The organism is Hydrogenophaga sp. ZJX-1 (assembly GCF_048590325.1).
GTDB lineage: Bacteria > Pseudomonadota > Gammaproteobacteria > Burkholderiales > Burkholderiaceae_C > Hydrogenophaga.
Genome location: NZ_JBMBRA010000001.1, coordinates 477,053 through 490,997, shown reverse-complemented (window position 1 = coordinate 490,997; position 13,945 = coordinate 477,053). Strand labels below are relative to the sequence as shown.

The window sequence follows — 13,945 nt, the reverse complement described above, 5'->3', positions numbered from 1 at the left end:
GTTCAGGCACCCAACCAGAGCACGCCCGCGCCCAAGGCCAGAAAGATCACCGCGGCCACCGCGTGCACCGCCTTGATCGGCACCCGCCGCGTGAGGGCCTCACCAAAGAACACCACCGGCGCGTTGGCCAGCATCATGCCCAGGGTGGTGCCGGCAACCACCGCCACCAGCGGCGCGTACTGCGCCCCCAGCGCGACGGTGGCGATCTGCGTCTTGTCGCCCATCTCGGCCAGAAAAAACACCCAGGTGGTGGTGGCGAACACGCCGAGCCGCCCCTTGGGCGCGGCGTCGATGTCGTCCAGCTTGTCGGGGATCAGCATCCAGCCGGCCATGGCGATGAAGGAGACACCCAGCACCCAGCGCATCACATCCGGTCCCACGGTGGCCATGACCCAGGCACCCACAGCACCGGCCAGGGCGTGGTTGAGCAGCGTGGCCACCAGGATGCCCCAGATGATGGGCCAGGGTTTGCGGAACCGGGCCGCCAGCACCAGCGAAAGCAGCTGGGTCTTGTCGCCCATTTCGGCGAGGGCAACGATGCCGGTGGAGAGGAGAAAGGCTTCCAAAACTGTGCTCCAGGGGCCGGAAAACCAAAAGACCGCACAGCAGCCCCGGCCCTTCCGGCGGCTGTGCGGTCAAAGGTCTTGCCAGGCCTGAAGCTGTCGGCGCCATGGCCATGGGGGCCAAGTGTGTTGACGCGGACCTCTGCGTGGTGCAGAGCGGCTACTCCCCAATGACGGGTGAGGCGCGAGTATAGACGACGGGCAACGGGTGGCCGCGCGCCGGGCAGCGCGCGGCCACCACCGCGTCAGATCAGGGGCACACCGGTCTTGCTCTGGATGAACTCGCGCGTCACGCCGTCGGCCAGTTCCACCAGTTTCAGGCCCTCGGGCGTCACGTCCATCACGCCCAGGTCGGTGATGATGCGGTCGACCACGCCCTTGCCGGTCAGTGGCAGGGTGCACTGGGGCAGGATCTTCAGGTCTTCGGTGCCGTCCTTTTTCTTCGCGACGTGTTCCATCAGCACGATCACGCGCTTGACGCCGGCCACCAGGTCCATGGCGCCGCCCATGCCCTTGACCATCTTGCCCGGGATCATCCAGTTGGCCAGGTCGCCCTCGGCCGTCACCTGCATGGCGCCGAGGATGGACAGGTTGATCTTGCCGCCACGGATCATGGCAAAGCTCTCGTGGCTGCCGAAGATGGCAGAACCCTTCATGGTCGTCACCGTCTGCTTGCCGGCGTTGATCAGGTCGGCGTCCACCTCGTCTTCGTACGGGAAGGGGCCGATGCCCAGCATGCCGTTTTCGCTCTGCAGCCACACCTCGACGTGGTCGGGCACGTGGTTGGCCACCAGCGTCGGGATGCCGATGCCGAGGTTCACATAAAAGCCGTCTTGCAGTTCCTGGGCCGCACGCGCGGCCATCTGGTCTTGGGTCCAAGGCATGTTGTGCTCCTTACTTGCGGTCGCGGGTGGTGCGCTTCTCGATGCGCTTTTCCGGGGTGGGGTTGTGCACGATGCGGTGCACGTAGATGCCCGGCAGGTGCACGTCGTCCGGGGCGATCTCGCCGGTGGCAACGATGCGTTCGACTTCGACGATGCAGATCTTGCCGGCCATGGCGGCGGCCGGGTTGAAGTTGCGTGCGGTCAGGTTGAAGCGCAGGTTGCCCGACTTGTCGGCCACATCGGCCTTGACCAGGGCGACCTCGGGGAACAGCGCGTGTTCCATCACGTAGGTTTCGCCGCCGAACTCACGCAGCTCCTTGCCTTCGGCCACCAGGGTGCCGACACCGGTCTTGGTGAAAAAGGCCGGGATGCCGGCGCCACCGGCACGCAGCTTCTCGGCCAGCGTGCCCTGGGGCGTGAATTCGAGTTCGAGTTCACCAGCCAGGTACTGGCGCTCGAACTCCTTGTTCTCGCCCACATAGGAGGAAATCATCTTTTTGATCTGGCGCGTCTGCAGCAGCTTGCCCAGACCGAAGTCATCCACACCGGCGTTGTTGGAGATGGCGGTCAGGTTCTTGACGCCGGAATCGCGCAGGGCGTCGATCAGCGCTTCGGGAATGCCGCAAAGGCCAAAACCGCCCACGGCGATGAGCTGGCCGTCAGCGACCACGCCCTTGAGGGCTTCGGCTGCGCTCGGGTAAATCTTGTTCACGTCGGTTGCTCCAGTGGTTGAACAGGGGTGAATGCAACGATACTACGTAACAGCATACGTAGTTTGACCTAATGGCTAACCCGAATACCGATCTCTCCGGCATCGACTACCGGCTCGCGTTCGACCTGGCGCCACTCGGGCTGGCGCTCTCGCGCCAGCGCACGATTGTGGACTGCAACCAGGCCTTGTGCGAGATGTTCGGGGCGGCGCGCGAGCAGCTCGTGGGCCAGAGTTTTCAGGTGCTCTACCCGAGTGCCGACGAATACGAGCGCACCGGTGCACGCATCACCCCCATCCTCGGGCGCAGCGGTACCTACGCCGACGACCGCGTCATGAAACGCGTGGACGGCCGCTTCAAGGGCGAAACCTTCTGGTGCCACGTAACCGGGCGCGCCCTGCGCCGCGAGGCCCCACACGAGGCCGGCATCTGGAGCTTTGAAGACCTGAGTTCACGCCGCGCGGTCAAGGCAGAGCTGACCGGGCGCGAACGTGAAGTGGCCGCTTTCCTGATGAACGGCCTGACCAGCAAGGAGATCGGCAAGGCGCTGGGCATCAGCCACCGCACGGTGGAGATCTACCGTGCGCGACTGATGCGCAAATACCAGGCCGGCAGTTCGGTCGATCTGGTCCACAAGTTGATCGCGGGTTGAACCCGTGCCACCTGGAGACCACATGTCCCCCACCCTAGAAGAACTGCTGGCCCGCATGCGTACGCTGGAAGATCAACTGGAGCAGGAGTACAGCCAGCACCGGGAGGAGTTCGCCCGCCGTCGCGCGGCCATGGCGGAACACTTCCTGGAGCTTCAGCAGCGCCAGAAGGTGGGGTTGTGGCCGTACCTGCGACAGAGCCGCTGGCCGGTGCTGCTGTCGGCACCGCTGGTCTACTCGGGCTGGGTGGCCTTCGCACTGCTGGACGCTTTTGTCAGCCTGTACCAGGCGGTGTGTTTTCCGATCTACGGCATCTCCAAGGTCGGCCGCGCGGACTACCTGGTTTTCGACCGTGCCGATCTGCCCTACCTGAACGTGGTGGAAAAATTCAACTGCTTCTACTGTTCCTATGGCAACGGCGTGGCGGCGTATGCACGGGAAATATCGGCGCGCACCGAGCAGTACTGGTGCCCGATCAAGCACGCCCGGCGCCTGCGCGATGCCCATCCACGCTATCCGCAGTTCTTTGAACATGGCGACGCCGAAGCCTTCCGCTTCGGCATGGAACGCCTGCGGCAGATGCTGGCCGAAGCGGGCGCTCCGCCACCCGCGCCGCCGGATCAGCATCCGTCAGACTGAGCGGCAGACCCGCTCCAGGCCTGCCACAAGGGTTCATTGCGGCTGGTAGCCGCTGTCCTTGATGATCTTCGCCCAGACCTCGCGGTAGGCCACTTCGCGTTTGCCCAGCTCGGCGCCACTCATGAAGCCCACGGTCAGGCCCATGGCCGTCAGCTTGTCCTTCACTTCGGGCATGGCGATCACCTTCTGCAGGGCCGCACCGAGCTTGTCCAGCGCGGCTTTGGGTGTGCCAGCCGGTGCAAAGAGACCGTAGTACGGCACCTCTTCGAAGCCCTTGATGCCGAGCTCGGTGAAGGTCGGCACGTCGGGCAGCGCGGCCTGGCGTTGCGTGCCCATCACGGCGACCACGCGCAGCTTGCCGGCCTTGTGGTTTTCGATGAAGTCGGGCACCGAGCCCACGCCCGCGGGAATGATGTTGCCCAGCATGTCGCCCATCATGGGCGCGCTGCCGCGGTAAGGCGCGGCCACCAGGTCCAGGCCGAACTGCTTGCCGATCACCTGCACGGCGAACTGCGGCGTGGACGCGGGCGCGGGGATGCCCATGGTGGCCTTGCCGCCACTGCCCTTGACACCGTCGATCCAGGCCTTGAAGTCGCGCGCGGGCGTGCCGCCCGACAGCGCCACGGCGTTCACGAAGGTGGCAAACCCGGCCACGGGCACGAAGTCCTTGGCGGGGTCGAAGCCTGGGTTCTTCATGGTCAGCGGCAGGATGGAAACGCTGTGGTCGTGACTCAGGAACACGGTGTGGCCATCGGCCGGTGCGACCTTGAGCGCATGCGCGGCGAGCTGGCCGCCCGCACCGGGTTTGTTGTCCACCAGCACGTTGTCCCCGAGCTCGCCCTGCAGGCGCTCGGCGAGGATGCGCGCCACGGCATCGGAACCGCCACCGGCGGGGAAACCGACGAGGATTCTGGTGGGGGTCTGCGCCTGGGCCAGACCGAAGCCGGCCACGGCAGACAAGGCCAGCGCGAGGCGGCCGGCACGGGTGATGAAGGAACGGCGGGGCGATGTCATGGGTTCAACTCCTGAAGAAAAAAACGGTGGTGTTCGGGGTGGCGCTGTCAGGCTCTGGATGGCTCCACCACCTCGGCCGCGGTGCGGAACGCTTCCACCGAGGTGGGGATGCCGCAGTAGATGGCCGCGTGCAGCAGCACCTCCTGAATCTCCTGCACGGTGGCGCCGTTGTTCAGCGCGCCGCGCACATGGCCTTTGAGTTCGTGCTGCTTGCCCAGTGCGGTCAGCATGGCCACGGTGACCAGGCTGCGCGTTTTGCGGTCCAGGCCCTCGCGTTGCCAGACGTCACCCCAGGCGGCGCGCGAGATGTGGTCCTGGATCGGCTGGGTGAACGGCGTGGTGCCGGCCAGCGCCCGGTCCACGAACGCATCACCCATGACCTCGCGGCGCGTGGCCAGGCCTTTGTCGTACTGCTCGTCCTGCATGCTGTGCTCCATGTGTCTGTTCAACGGTTTCCCCGAGGATAAACTTTCAGACCAAGCAAGAAACTGACCGGAGACAAACCATGAGCGATGCCCGCTACCCTCTGCCCGACCTCAACACCCTGCCTGAGGACCTCAAGGCCAAGATCCTGGAGGTGCAGGAAAAAGCCGGCTTCGTGCCCAACGTGTTCCTGGCGCTGGCGCGCCGCCCGGCCGAGTGGCGTGCCTTCTTTGCCTACCACGATGCGTTGATGACGCCCGAAACCGCAGGTCGCGAAAGCGGCCTCACCAAGGGCGACCGCGAGATGATCGTCACGACCACCAGCGCCGCCAACCACTGTCTCTACTGCGTGGTGGCGCACGGCGCGATCCTGCGCATCTACGAGAAAAAGCCGCTGGTGGCCGACCAGGTGGCGGTGAACCACCGCAAGGCCGACATCAGCCCGCGCCAGCGCGCCATGCTCGACTTCGCGATGAAGGTCTGCCTGGCCTCGCACCAGATCGACGACGCCGATTTCGCCGCCCTGCATGCCCACGGTTTCAGCGACGAAGACGCCTGGGACATCGCCGCCATCACCGCGTTCTTCGGCCTGTCCAACCGCATGGCCAGCTTCAGCGGGATGTTGCCCAACCCCGAGTTCTACCTGATGGGGCGGGTGCCGAAAGCGAAGTGAACGGCCAGCGGCATCCAACGGCCCTGAATCAGCCCGGCAGCCGCGGCAGGCCACCCGCGGTTTCGATCAGCGCGCGGGCATGCGCCGACATCGCCACCGACTTCTGCTTCGGAAAATCGACCCAGACGATGGTCGCACCGCCATTGGCGTAAACCGTGTCCGGTTCGTCGGTGCGCAGCATCTCGTGGTAGGTGTCGAACGAGGTGCGGCCCATGGCGCCCAGGTAGGTGCGCACCAGCACGTCGCCCGGAAACTCGAACTGCCGGATGAAGTTGCAGAAGGCGTTGACGATGACAGGCCCCTCGCCCTTTGGATCGGCCGGCAGGCCCATGCCGAAAAACCAGTCCAGGCGTGCGATCTCCATGTAGCGGAAGTACAGCGTGTTGTTGACGTGGCCCATGGCGTCCATGTCGCCCCAGCGGATGGGGACGACCACGCTGTGCACCAGCTTCTTGTCTTCGGGAAGGTTCAGTTTCATCGGTGTGCCTTGATGGATGCGAGGATGCCCAGCACGAACAGCACGCAGGCCGCCCATTGCAGTGCGACCGGCCACTGTCCGCTCCAGGCGAAGGTGTAGACCAGTCCGAACACGGTTTCGCTCACGATGAGCTGGCCCGCGAGGCTCGGGCTCAGGCGCCGGCTGGCCATGTTCCACAGCACCGCGGCCACCCAGGCCGAACCGATGCCGGTGACCGCGCACACGGTCACAAAACCCCAGAAACCGGGGCGCGCCGTCATTTCGTCCCAGGGCGAACCCCACAGCGCCCAGAGCAGCAGCGCGCCCACACCGGCGGCCACGCCCAGCCAGTTGGCCCATTCGGTGGAATTCACTTCCGGGTGACGACCGAGCCAGGCGGCGTTGAGCAGTCCAAAGGCGGTCCAGCTCGCCATCGCCGCCACGGCGTAAAGGATGCCGCGCCACAGGTGCCCGCCGACAGCCTCGCCCGCGGCCTCGCCGGAGGTCTGCATCATGAGCAGCATGCCCAGAACCGTGAGCAGCAGTCCCGGCACCAGCGCCACCCAGCGCATCGCCTGCGGTTTGCCCAGCACCATGACCCACAGGGGAATCGTACCGATGATGAGCACCGGCAGGGCCGCGCCCGCGTCGGCGATGGCCAGCACGAGCAGCAGGTAATAACCGGTGTAGCCGAGCACGCTCAACGCCAGCGCGGCACCGGCCTGCCGCAGCGTCGGCACGCGTGGCACCGGCCCGCCCGCTGCGCGGCGCGCGTGGCCCAGCAACAGCAGCAAGGCCGAGAACAGACCACAGGCCACGAACCGGCCCACGGTGTAGTCCACCGAGGTGAACCCCTCGACGATCAGCGGGGCGACAAAGGTCATGCCCCAGAAAGCCCCCGCGCCGAGACCTGCCAGGATGCCCATCACCATGCCGGGCGGCCAGGCCAGCGGCCGACCCGCTTCAACCGACATCAAGCGTCATACCCCAAAACCGTCGTCCGCAGCGATCACCGCGCCGTTGATGAAATGGCTCTCGTTGGCGCACAGCATCATCAGCACCGCATCCAGGTCGGCGGGTTGGCCCACGCGTTTGCGCGGCAACATGTTGATGAGCTTCTGGCCCTGTTCGGTCTGCCAGTGGTGGTGGTTGATCTCGGTGTCGATGTAACCCGGGCAGATGGCGTTGACATTGATGCCGAAACGCCCCCACTCCATCGCCATCGCCTTGGTCATGTGCACCACGGCGGCCTTGCTCATGCAGTACACGCCGATCTGCGGCAGCACCTTGAGCCCGGCCATCGAAGCGATGTTGACGATGCGTCCACCCACATAGGTGCCCGGCGCCGCGCCCTTGGCCCGCGCCAGCATGCGCTTGGCCACTTCCTGTGCCACGAAGAAAGCGCCCTTGGTGTTGGTGTCGAAGATGAAGTCGTAGTCCTCTTCGCCCACATCCTGCAAGCGCTGCGTGGTGCTCACGCCCGAGTTGTTGATCAGGATGTCGATGGCGCCCACTTCGGTCTCGGCGTGCGCGATCGCGGCCTTGATCGACGCCAGATCGGTCACATCGAGCGCGACAACATGGGCGTCGCCGCCATCGGCTTCGATGTGGGCACGCAAGGCCATCAGGCGGTCGGTGCGGCGGCTGGCCAGCACCACGGCGGCCCCGGCATTGGCCAGCGTCTTGGCAAACTGCTCACCCAGACCGCCCGAAGCGCCGGTGATGAGTGCCACGCGGCCCGAAAGATCCAGCGAGTAAGCCATTTGGATTTCCTCCTCATATGGGACCACCGCGAAGGCACTCGCGTCGGCCGTGACACCGATTGTGGCGCATCGCCCACTAGAATCCGTCTCCATCACGACAATGACTGCCCCATGTTCCTGACGATGGGCTTGCGCTGTCAGACGAAACATCCACCAGAGACTGCACCCCATGAGCCCAGAAGAAATCCTCAGCACCTACGGTCCGCGAGAAGCGATGGAATACGACGTGGTGATCGTCGGCGGCGGCCCCGCCGGCCTGGCCACCGCCATCCGCCTCAAGCAGCTCGCCGCCGACAAAGGCAGTGAGATCAACGTCTGCGTGCTGGAAAAGGGCTCCGAGCCCGGCGCCCACATCCTCTCGGGCGCGGTCATGGACCCCAAGGCCATCACCGAGCTGTTCCCGAACTGGAAGGAACTCGGCGCGCCGCTGAACCAGCCGGTGACCGGCGATGACCTGCTCGTGCTCAGCGAAACCGGCGCCCAGCGCACGCCCGACTGGCTGATGCCGCGCAACTTCGACAACCACGGCTGCTACGTCATCAGCCTGGGCGCCGTCACCAAATGGCTGGGCGAACAGGCCGAAGCCCTGGGTGTGGAGATCTTCCCCGGCTTCGCCGCCGCCGAAGTGCTCTACAACGAGGACGGCTCGGTCAAGGGTGTGGCCACCGGCAACCTGGGCGTGGGCAAGGACGGCGAGCCCATGGAGAGTTTCCAGATCGGCATGGAACTGCACGCCAAGTACACCGTGTTCGCCGAGGGCGCGCGCGGCCACCTGGGCAAGCAGCTGATCGCCAGGTACAAGCTCGACGAAGGCAAGGACGCCCAGACCTTCGCCATCGGCATCAAGGAGCTGTGGGAAGTGCCGGCCGACAAGGCCAAGCCGGGCCTGGTGGTGCACACCGCCGGCTGGCCGCTGAACGACGACGCCTTCGGCGGCGGCTTCCTCTACCACCTCGAGGGCAACAAGGTCACGCTGGGCTACGTCATCGGCCTGGATTACCAGAACCCCTGGATGAGCCCGTTCGAAGAGATGCAGCGCTGGAAGACCCACCCCAGCATCAAGGCGCACATCGAAGGCGGCAAGCGCCTGGGCTACGGCGCACGCGCACTGAACAATGGCACGCCGCAGGCCCTGCCAAAACTGGTGTTCCCGGGTGGCGCCATGGTCGGCTGCGATGCCGGCTTCCTGAACGCTGCGCGCATCAAGGGCAGCCACGCGGCCATCAAGAGCGGCATGCTGTGCGCCGAGGCGGCTTTCGAGGCCGTGGCGGCGGGCCGCCAGTCCGACGAACTCACCGCGTTCGAGAGCGGCTTCAAGGCCAGCTGGCTGCACGAGGAGCTCTGGACCTACCGCAACTTCAAGAACTGGTTCAAGAAGAGCCCGCTCATGGGCAAGCTCATGACCGGGGTGGAGCACTGGTTCCTGCCCAAGGTGGGCGTGAGCGTGCCGCCCTGGACGCTGCACAACACGGCCAAGGACCACACCAAGCTGAAGCCGGCGGCCGAGATGCCGCAGATCACCTACCCCAAGCCCGACGGCGTGATCACCTTCGACCGCCTCTCCAGCGTGTTCGTCAGCAACACCAACCACGAAGAGCAGCAGCCGGCGCACCTGACGTTGAAGGATGCATCGGTGCCGGTGCAGATCAACCTGGCCAAATACGCCGGGCCCGAGAGCCGCTACTGCCCGGCTGGGGTGTACGAGTTCGTCAACAAGGACGGGGCCGACCAGCTGGTGATCAACGCGCAGAACTGCGTGCACTGCAAGACCTGCGACATCAAGGACCCGACGCAGAACATCGTCTGGGTCACGCCCGAGGGCGGTGGCGGGCCGAACTACGCCGGCATGTGAAGCCGCTCAACCCCTGAAAAGGCCGCCCCGGAGCGGCCTTTTCCCTTTGCAGCAACACCCGGGCCAGACGGTGCCGCCGATCGGCAGGTCAAATATTGCAAAAAGTATCAGGGCCGATATTCTGGCGACACTTCCCGACCCGCCGCCATGAACACCGCAGCCCTCTACAAGCACCGCTGGACACTCATCCGGATGCCTTTGGCGTTGTTCGCGATCGCTCTGGCCAGCGGGGTCTGGTGGTGGTGGAATCCCATGCCGCCAACCCGGCTGACCATCAGCACCGGCCTGGCCGACGGCGCCTACCCGCTCCATGCCTCGCGCTACGCCGAAGCCCTCGCCCGCCGGGGCATCCAGCTGGACGTCCAGCTGTCGGCTGGTTCACCCCAGAATCTCGAACGCCTGCAGGCCCACCCCGCGACGGCCGATCTGGCCCTGGTGCAAGGCGGCTTCGGCTGGTCTTCCGCCGTCGGCCCGGACGTTCCGAAGGCATCGGTGCAGACGCTCGCCAACGTGGACATCGAAGCCTTGTGGCTGTTCAGCCAGGGCACCCCGCTGACCACACTGAGCCAGCTCGGGGGCCTGCGCGTGGCCGCCGGGCCCGAGGGCAGCGGGCACCACAACCTGCTGCGGCGCCTGCTGGCGCAGGACCGCGTACCGCCCGAAGACATCCGCTGGTCGGAACTCAGTGGCCTGCCGGCGCGCGACGCCCTGCTGCGCCATGAAGTGGACGCGGTGTTCATGGTCGCCACGCCGCGCTCCCCCGGTGTAGAGGCCCTGCTGGCGGCCCCCGGGGTGCGCCTGGCAACGCTGCAGGGCACCGGAGCGATCGCCGAGCGCAACAAGTACCTCGAAAGCCGCCTGCTGGCTCAGGACGCCATGGGCGCCAACCTGCCCTCCGCAGACACGGCCATGCTGACCACCCCGACCCATCTGCTGGCCCGCGAAGACCTGCATCCGGCGCTCAAGCGGATGGTGACCGCCGTGGCTGTGGAAGTGCATGGGCAGAGTGGTCCCTTTCACCGTGCTGGCGAGTTCCCTTCCTTGCGCGCCAGCGACTTCCCCTCAGCGCCGGAATCCCGCAGGGTCATGCTGCGGGGCCTCAACCTGTTTGAACAACACCTGCCGTTCTGGTGGGCCCAGGTGACCGAGCGCCTGCTGCTGATCGGGCTGCCGGTGCTGCTGGTCACGGCCCTGCTGGTCCTGCTGGTGCCGGCCTGGCTGCGCTGGCGCCTCGAAGGGCACGTCATGCGCTGGTACGGTGAACTGCGCTTCATCGAGGACGATCTCGCCAGCCAGAATCTGGATGTCGGGGGCATGGAGCTGAGCCACATCCACAACCGCCTGCGCCGCATGGAAACGGCCGTCGCGACCATGCAGCTGCCGGAAGAACTGGCCCAGCACTGGTTCACCCTCCGGCAGCACATCGAGTTCGTGCGCTCACGCATCCTGGAGTACCGCGGGCGATGAAACTGATGCTGCTCTACCGTCGCCGCTGGCTGCTGATCTACCTGCCCATCCTGCTGGCACTGGCGGGTGTGCTGGCCATGGTGACCCGCCTCTGGCAACCGCTGCCGCCGCAGCGGCTGGTGATCGGAACCGGTCCGGCCCAGAGCAGCTACCTGCGGCTCGCCCAGCTCTACGCCAGCCGCCTGGAACACCGGGGCATCGCCGTCGACCTCGTCCCTCACCCCCGACCGCAGGACGCGCTGCAGCACATGACACAGGGCGACGGCGCGGTCGACGTCACCTTTGCCCAGGGCCTGTACGCCCCCGCCCATGCAACGCCCACCCCGGCCGACGGCGTGCAGGCGCTGGCCGTGATCGGTCACGAAATCATCTGGATCTTCGCCCGCGACGACATTGCCGACATGGGCCAGCTGCGGGGCCGGCGCATCGCCACATCGGTGGCGGACTCGTCGAACCGGATCGCGGCCGATCTCCTGCTGACCCACCTGCGCATCCGTCCCGACGAGGTCGAATTCGTGCCCGAGGTGGGTGACTCGGCGCTCGCGGCCCTGGCCGAGGGACGAGTGGATGCCGTCGTCCATGTCGCCACCGGCGACTCCCAGACCGCCAACGCGCTCGCCCGGCTGAATGGGGTGCATATCCTGGGCATGGAGCGTGCCGGTGCCCTGGCGGCGCGCGAACGCCGGCTGTGGCCCGTGGTCATGCCGCAAGGCTCCATCGAACTGCGCAGCCAGCTGCCGGCCAGAGACCTGCCCACCATGGTCACCCTGACACACCTCCTGGTCCGGCCCGGCCTGCATCCCGCCCTGCAGCGTGCGCTGCTCGATGTGGCCGGCGAACTGCACATCATGAGCGGTTTTCTCGAGACCCCGGGTCGCTACCCCACCACCGTCGGCAGCGACTTCCCGGTCTCACCTGCGGCTCTGCAACACGCCCGCGGCGAGCGTCCCTGGATGGAAACCCTGCTGCCCTTCGGCACCGCGCAAAGAGCCGAACTGTTCCTGTACGCGGTGCTGCCCCTGGGACTGCTCGGCGTGGCCCTGCTGCTGCGCGCGCCGCGCTACATCGACTGGCGGGTCGACGCCGCCCTGCAGCACATCTACGGCGAAGTGCGCTTCATGGAGGAAGACCTCAACCGGCAGCCGGCCCACAAGCCGGCCTCGCTGCAGCCTCTGCTGGAACGGCTGGACATCCTGGAGCGGCAGGTGGCGCAAATGCAGCTGCCCAACCGCTATGCCGGTCGCGGCTACACCCTGCGCCAGCATCTCTACGAGACCCGCCAGCGACTGATCGCGATGTATGCGGTCTGAGACCCCGCCCATGCACCTCCATGCCAATCTGGTGCAGCGCCTTCAGGCACTCGCCAGCGGCCCGCGCCGCCTGCTCGGCATCGTCGGCGCCCCCGGTTCGGGCAAGTCCACGCTCGCCCAGCTGATCACCCAACACCTGGGTGCACAGGCGCAGGCGGTTCCCATGGACGGTTTCCACCTGGCGCAGGCCGAACTGGAACGGCTGGGCCGGGCCCGGCGCAAAGGCGCGCCCGACACTTTCGACGCCGCTGGTTATGCCGCCCTGCTGCGCCGCCTGCGTGCGCAAAGCGGCAACGAGGTGGTCTATGCGCCCGACTTCCGGCGCGAGATCGAAGAGCCGGTGGCGGGCGCGCTGCCGGTGTTCGCCAGCCCGCCCTTGATCGTCACCGAAGGCAACTACCTGCTGCTCGACGAAGGCGACTGGCAACCGGTGGCCGGTCTGCTCGACGAAGTCTGGTACCTGCACGTGGACGCCGCCCTGCGGCTGGAGCGTCTCTCTGCACGGCACCAGCAGTTCGGCCGCAGCCGCGAGCAGGCGCTGGAATGGATCGCCAGCACCGACGAGCCCAACGCACGGCGGATCGAAGCCGCTGCACACCGCGCGCAGCGCCACATTGGCTGGGATCCCGCAGCCAACAGCTACATCTTTCTGAGCATTTGACCCAGGTCTGGCAGCGGTTTTCACACCAATGACATGCGACGCCGGCAGAGTGGCGCCTGTCGTTGGAGCAAAAAATGTTGAGAAAGACAGAAAAAGGCCGGCATGAGCTGCGTCCGGGCAACCGGACCCTGGGTCAGCGCGAGCGGGCCATTCTGCTGCTGGCCGATGGGCAACAAAGCGAATCGCAGATGGCGGCCCTGTTCACCGGCGATGGCCGGCAACTGGTGGATCTGCTGCTGGAGCAGGGCTATCTGGAGCGACGCGGCGCTGTGCAGGCTGACAAGGGCACCACGATGGACGTGCGTTCGAAGCCGAACAGTCCGCAGGGGTCTGACCAGGCCAGCCCCACCGGCGCGCATGGTGATGCGTTCACGGGCGGCCGATCCCTGGCCACCGCACGCATGTTCCTGTTCGACCTCAGCGAGCGCCTGTTTGCTCCGCGCGACAAGGCCCTCGCGGCCCGATACCGGTCCGCGCTGCGCGAGGCGCGCGATGCCGTGGCCATGCTCGCGGTGGGCCGCGAGATGATCGTCGACGTGGAAGCGCTGGCGGGCAGTGCACGTGCTGACGGCATCAGCGAGCGGCTGGCGAAACTGCTGCCCGTGGAACTGCTGGAAACCATGGGTTGAGCCCTGTCGGGCAAGGTATCCGTTAAACTCGTCGGGTCAGGAGAGAGCTCCCCGAACCGGGAGCCGCCGAAGGCGCAGGCGACCGGAACACGGTCCTGAACGCTCAGGCAAAAGGACTGGCAAGCACCGGCTGCAGAGCGGGTGTACCCCCCTGGAGAGAGACCGCCCGCGAGGTGGTCCACCGAAGGAGCAAGCGCGGCATCGCCCGCGTGAATCTCTCAGGTAAAGCGGACAGCGGGGCAGCGCACGG

16 protein-coding genes and 3 riboswitches are annotated in these 13,945 nt (G+C 66.4%); of the genes, 8 read left to right on the top strand and 8 right to left on the bottom strand.

What is annotated here, in order from left to right; all coding sequences use genetic code 11:
* Window positions 1-2: 2 nt before the first annotated feature.
* The 3 genes from ACN5W5_RS02450 to ACN5W5_RS02440 form a co-directional block, all read right to left on the bottom strand.
* Window positions 3-566 (bottom strand): TMEM165/GDT1 family protein, encoded by a 564-nt coding sequence (locus tag ACN5W5_RS02450; protein WP_420047006.1) that lies wholly within the window; start codon window positions 564-566, stop codon window positions 3-5.
* A gap of 6 nt (window positions 567-572) precedes the next feature.
* Window positions 573-744, bottom strand: a riboswitch (yybP-ykoY riboswitch).
* A gap of 64 nt (window positions 745-808) precedes the next feature.
* A complete protein-coding gene (locus tag ACN5W5_RS02445; protein ID WP_177135378.1) occupies window positions 809-1,447 on the bottom strand; it encodes a CoA transferase subunit B in 639 nt (212 codons plus the stop codon).
* A gap of 10 nt (window positions 1,448-1,457) precedes the next feature.
* Complete coding sequence (locus tag ACN5W5_RS02440) at window positions 1,458-2,159, bottom strand: CoA transferase subunit A (RefSeq protein WP_374410626.1); 702 nt, start codon at window positions 2,157-2,159, stop codon at window positions 1,458-1,460.
* Between the two features lie 71 nt (window positions 2,160-2,230).
* Between ACN5W5_RS02440 and ACN5W5_RS02435 the strand changes: the two genes are divergently transcribed.
* A complete protein-coding gene (locus ACN5W5_RS02435) occupies window positions 2,231-2,809 on the top strand; it encodes a LuxR C-terminal-related transcriptional regulator (RefSeq protein WP_420047005.1) in 579 nt (192 codons plus the stop codon).
* A gap of 22 nt (window positions 2,810-2,831) precedes the next feature.
* On the top strand, window positions 2,832-3,446 hold the full coding sequence (locus ACN5W5_RS02430) for a hypothetical protein (protein WP_420047004.1): 615 nt from the start codon (window positions 2,832-2,834) through the stop codon (window positions 3,444-3,446).
* Window positions 3,447-3,479: 33 nt separating this feature from the next.
* Here the strand turns inward: ACN5W5_RS02430 and ACN5W5_RS02425 are convergent, their stop codons facing one another.
* On the bottom strand, window positions 3,480-4,460 hold the full coding sequence (locus ACN5W5_RS02425; RefSeq protein ID WP_420047003.1) for a Bug family tripartite tricarboxylate transporter substrate binding protein: 981 nt from the start codon (window positions 4,458-4,460) through the stop codon (window positions 3,480-3,482).
* Between the two features lie 47 nt (window positions 4,461-4,507).
* Window positions 4,508-4,897: a 4-carboxymuconolactone decarboxylase gene (pcaC, locus tag ACN5W5_RS02420; protein ID WP_420047002.1), complete on the bottom strand. Its 390-nt coding sequence runs from the start codon at window positions 4,895-4,897 to the stop codon at window positions 4,508-4,510.
* 68 nt (window positions 4,898-4,965) lie between these two features.
* On the opposite strand from pcaC, the gene ACN5W5_RS02415 reads away from it, so the two are divergent.
* Window positions 4,966-5,556: a peroxidase-related enzyme gene (locus tag ACN5W5_RS02415; protein WP_420047001.1), complete on the top strand. Its 591-nt coding sequence runs from the start codon at window positions 4,966-4,968 to the stop codon at window positions 5,554-5,556.
* A 28-nt stretch (window positions 5,557-5,584) separates the two neighbouring features.
* Here ACN5W5_RS02415 and ACN5W5_RS02410 read toward each other — a convergent pair whose 3' ends face one another.
* The 3 genes from ACN5W5_RS02410 to ACN5W5_RS02400 are packed head-to-tail and all read right to left on the bottom strand — an operon-like array spanning window position 5,585 to window position 7,776.
* The gene (locus ACN5W5_RS02410; protein ID WP_420047000.1) at window positions 5,585-6,034 is read right to left on the bottom strand and encodes an acyl-CoA thioesterase; all 450 of its coding nucleotides are present in this window, start codon (window positions 6,032-6,034) and stop codon (window positions 5,585-5,587) included.
* Window positions 6,031-6,987 carry a DMT family transporter gene (locus ACN5W5_RS02405; protein ID WP_420046999.1) on the bottom strand — a complete coding sequence of 319 codons (957 nt, stop codon included), beginning with the start codon at window positions 6,985-6,987 and terminating at the stop codon, window positions 6,031-6,033. The genes ACN5W5_RS02410 and ACN5W5_RS02405 overlap by 4 nt, the downstream gene beginning before the upstream one ends.
* Window positions 6,988-6,993: 6 nt before the next feature.
* Complete coding sequence (locus ACN5W5_RS02400) at window positions 6,994-7,776, bottom strand: SDR family oxidoreductase (protein WP_420046998.1); 783 nt, start codon at window positions 7,774-7,776, stop codon at window positions 6,994-6,996.
* 169 nt (window positions 7,777-7,945) lie between these two features.
* Here ACN5W5_RS02400 and ACN5W5_RS02395 point away from each other — a divergent pair, with 169 nt between their 5' ends.
* The 5 genes from ACN5W5_RS02395 to ACN5W5_RS02375 all read left to right on the top strand — a co-directional run bounded on the left by ACN5W5_RS02395 (window position 7,946) and on the right by ACN5W5_RS02375 (window position 13,695).
* Complete coding sequence (locus ACN5W5_RS02395; protein WP_420046997.1) at window positions 7,946-9,628, top strand: electron transfer flavoprotein-ubiquinone oxidoreductase; 1,683 nt, start codon at window positions 7,946-7,948, stop codon at window positions 9,626-9,628.
* A gap of 147 nt (window positions 9,629-9,775) precedes the next feature.
* Window positions 9,776-11,095: a TAXI family TRAP transporter solute-binding subunit gene (locus ACN5W5_RS02390; RefSeq protein ID WP_420046996.1), complete on the top strand. Its 1,320-nt coding sequence runs from the start codon at window positions 9,776-9,778 to the stop codon at window positions 11,093-11,095.
* Window positions 11,092-12,405 carry an ABC transporter substrate-binding protein gene (locus ACN5W5_RS02385; RefSeq protein WP_420046995.1) on the top strand — a complete coding sequence of 438 codons (1,314 nt, stop codon included), beginning with the start codon at window positions 11,092-11,094 and terminating at the stop codon, window positions 12,403-12,405. The genes ACN5W5_RS02390 and ACN5W5_RS02385 overlap by 4 nt, the downstream gene beginning before the upstream one ends.
* 10 nt (window positions 12,406-12,415) lie before the next feature.
* On the top strand, window positions 12,416-13,066 hold the full coding sequence (locus tag ACN5W5_RS02380) for a nucleoside/nucleotide kinase family protein (protein ID WP_420046994.1): 651 nt from the start codon (window positions 12,416-12,418) through the stop codon (window positions 13,064-13,066).
* A 74-nt stretch (window positions 13,067-13,140) separates the two neighbouring features.
* Window positions 13,141-13,695, top strand: coding sequence for a hypothetical protein (locus ACN5W5_RS02375; RefSeq protein WP_420046993.1), 555 nt, complete (start codon window positions 13,141-13,143; stop codon window positions 13,693-13,695).
* A 27-nt stretch (window positions 13,696-13,722) separates the two neighbouring features.
* Window positions 13,723-13,824, top strand: a riboswitch (glycine riboswitch).
* A 12-nt stretch (window positions 13,825-13,836) separates the two neighbouring features.
* A riboswitch (glycine riboswitch) is annotated at window positions 13,837-13,940 on the top strand.
* Window positions 13,941-13,945: the final 5 nt, after the last annotated feature.

Coding starts and splice junctions, on each gene's coding strand:
- pcaC (WP_420047002.1), bottom strand. CDS start 4,897: ATGGAGCACAGCATGCAGGACGAGCAGTACGACAAAGGCCTGGCCACG.
- ACN5W5_RS02430 (WP_420047004.1), top strand. CDS start 2,832: ATGTCCCCCACCCTAGAAGAACTGCTGGCCCGCATGCGTACGCTGGAA.
- ACN5W5_RS02390 (WP_420046996.1), top strand. CDS start 9,776: ATGAACACCGCAGCCCTCTACAAGCACCGCTGGACACTCATCCGGATG.
- ACN5W5_RS02415 (WP_420047001.1), top strand. CDS start 4,966: ATGAGCGATGCCCGCTACCCTCTGCCCGACCTCAACACCCTGCCTGAG.
- ACN5W5_RS02395 (WP_420046997.1), top strand. CDS start 7,946: ATGAGCCCAGAAGAAATCCTCAGCACCTACGGTCCGCGAGAAGCGATG.
- ACN5W5_RS02410 (WP_420047000.1), bottom strand. CDS start 6,034: ATGAAACTGAACCTTCCCGAAGACAAGAAGCTGGTGCACAGCGTGGTC.
- ACN5W5_RS02445 (WP_177135378.1), bottom strand. CDS start 1,447: ATGCCTTGGACCCAAGACCAGATGGCCGCGCGTGCGGCCCAGGAACTG.
- ACN5W5_RS02425 (WP_420047003.1), bottom strand. CDS start 4,460: ATGACATCGCCCCGCCGTTCCTTCATCACCCGTGCCGGCCGCCTCGCG.
- ACN5W5_RS02400 (WP_420046998.1), bottom strand. CDS start 7,776: ATGGCTTACTCGCTGGATCTTTCGGGCCGCGTGGCACTCATCACCGGC.
- ACN5W5_RS02380 (WP_420046994.1), top strand. CDS start 12,416: ATGCACCTCCATGCCAATCTGGTGCAGCGCCTTCAGGCACTCGCCAGC.
- ACN5W5_RS02405 (WP_420046999.1), bottom strand. CDS start 6,987: ATGTCGGTTGAAGCGGGTCGGCCGCTGGCCTGGCCGCCCGGCATGGTG.
- ACN5W5_RS02385 (WP_420046995.1), top strand. CDS start 11,092: ATGAAACTGATGCTGCTCTACCGTCGCCGCTGGCTGCTGATCTACCTG.
- ACN5W5_RS02435 (WP_420047005.1), top strand. CDS start 2,231: ATGGCTAACCCGAATACCGATCTCTCCGGCATCGACTACCGGCTCGCG.
- ACN5W5_RS02375 (WP_420046993.1), top strand. CDS start 13,141: ATGTTGAGAAAGACAGAAAAAGGCCGGCATGAGCTGCGTCCGGGCAAC.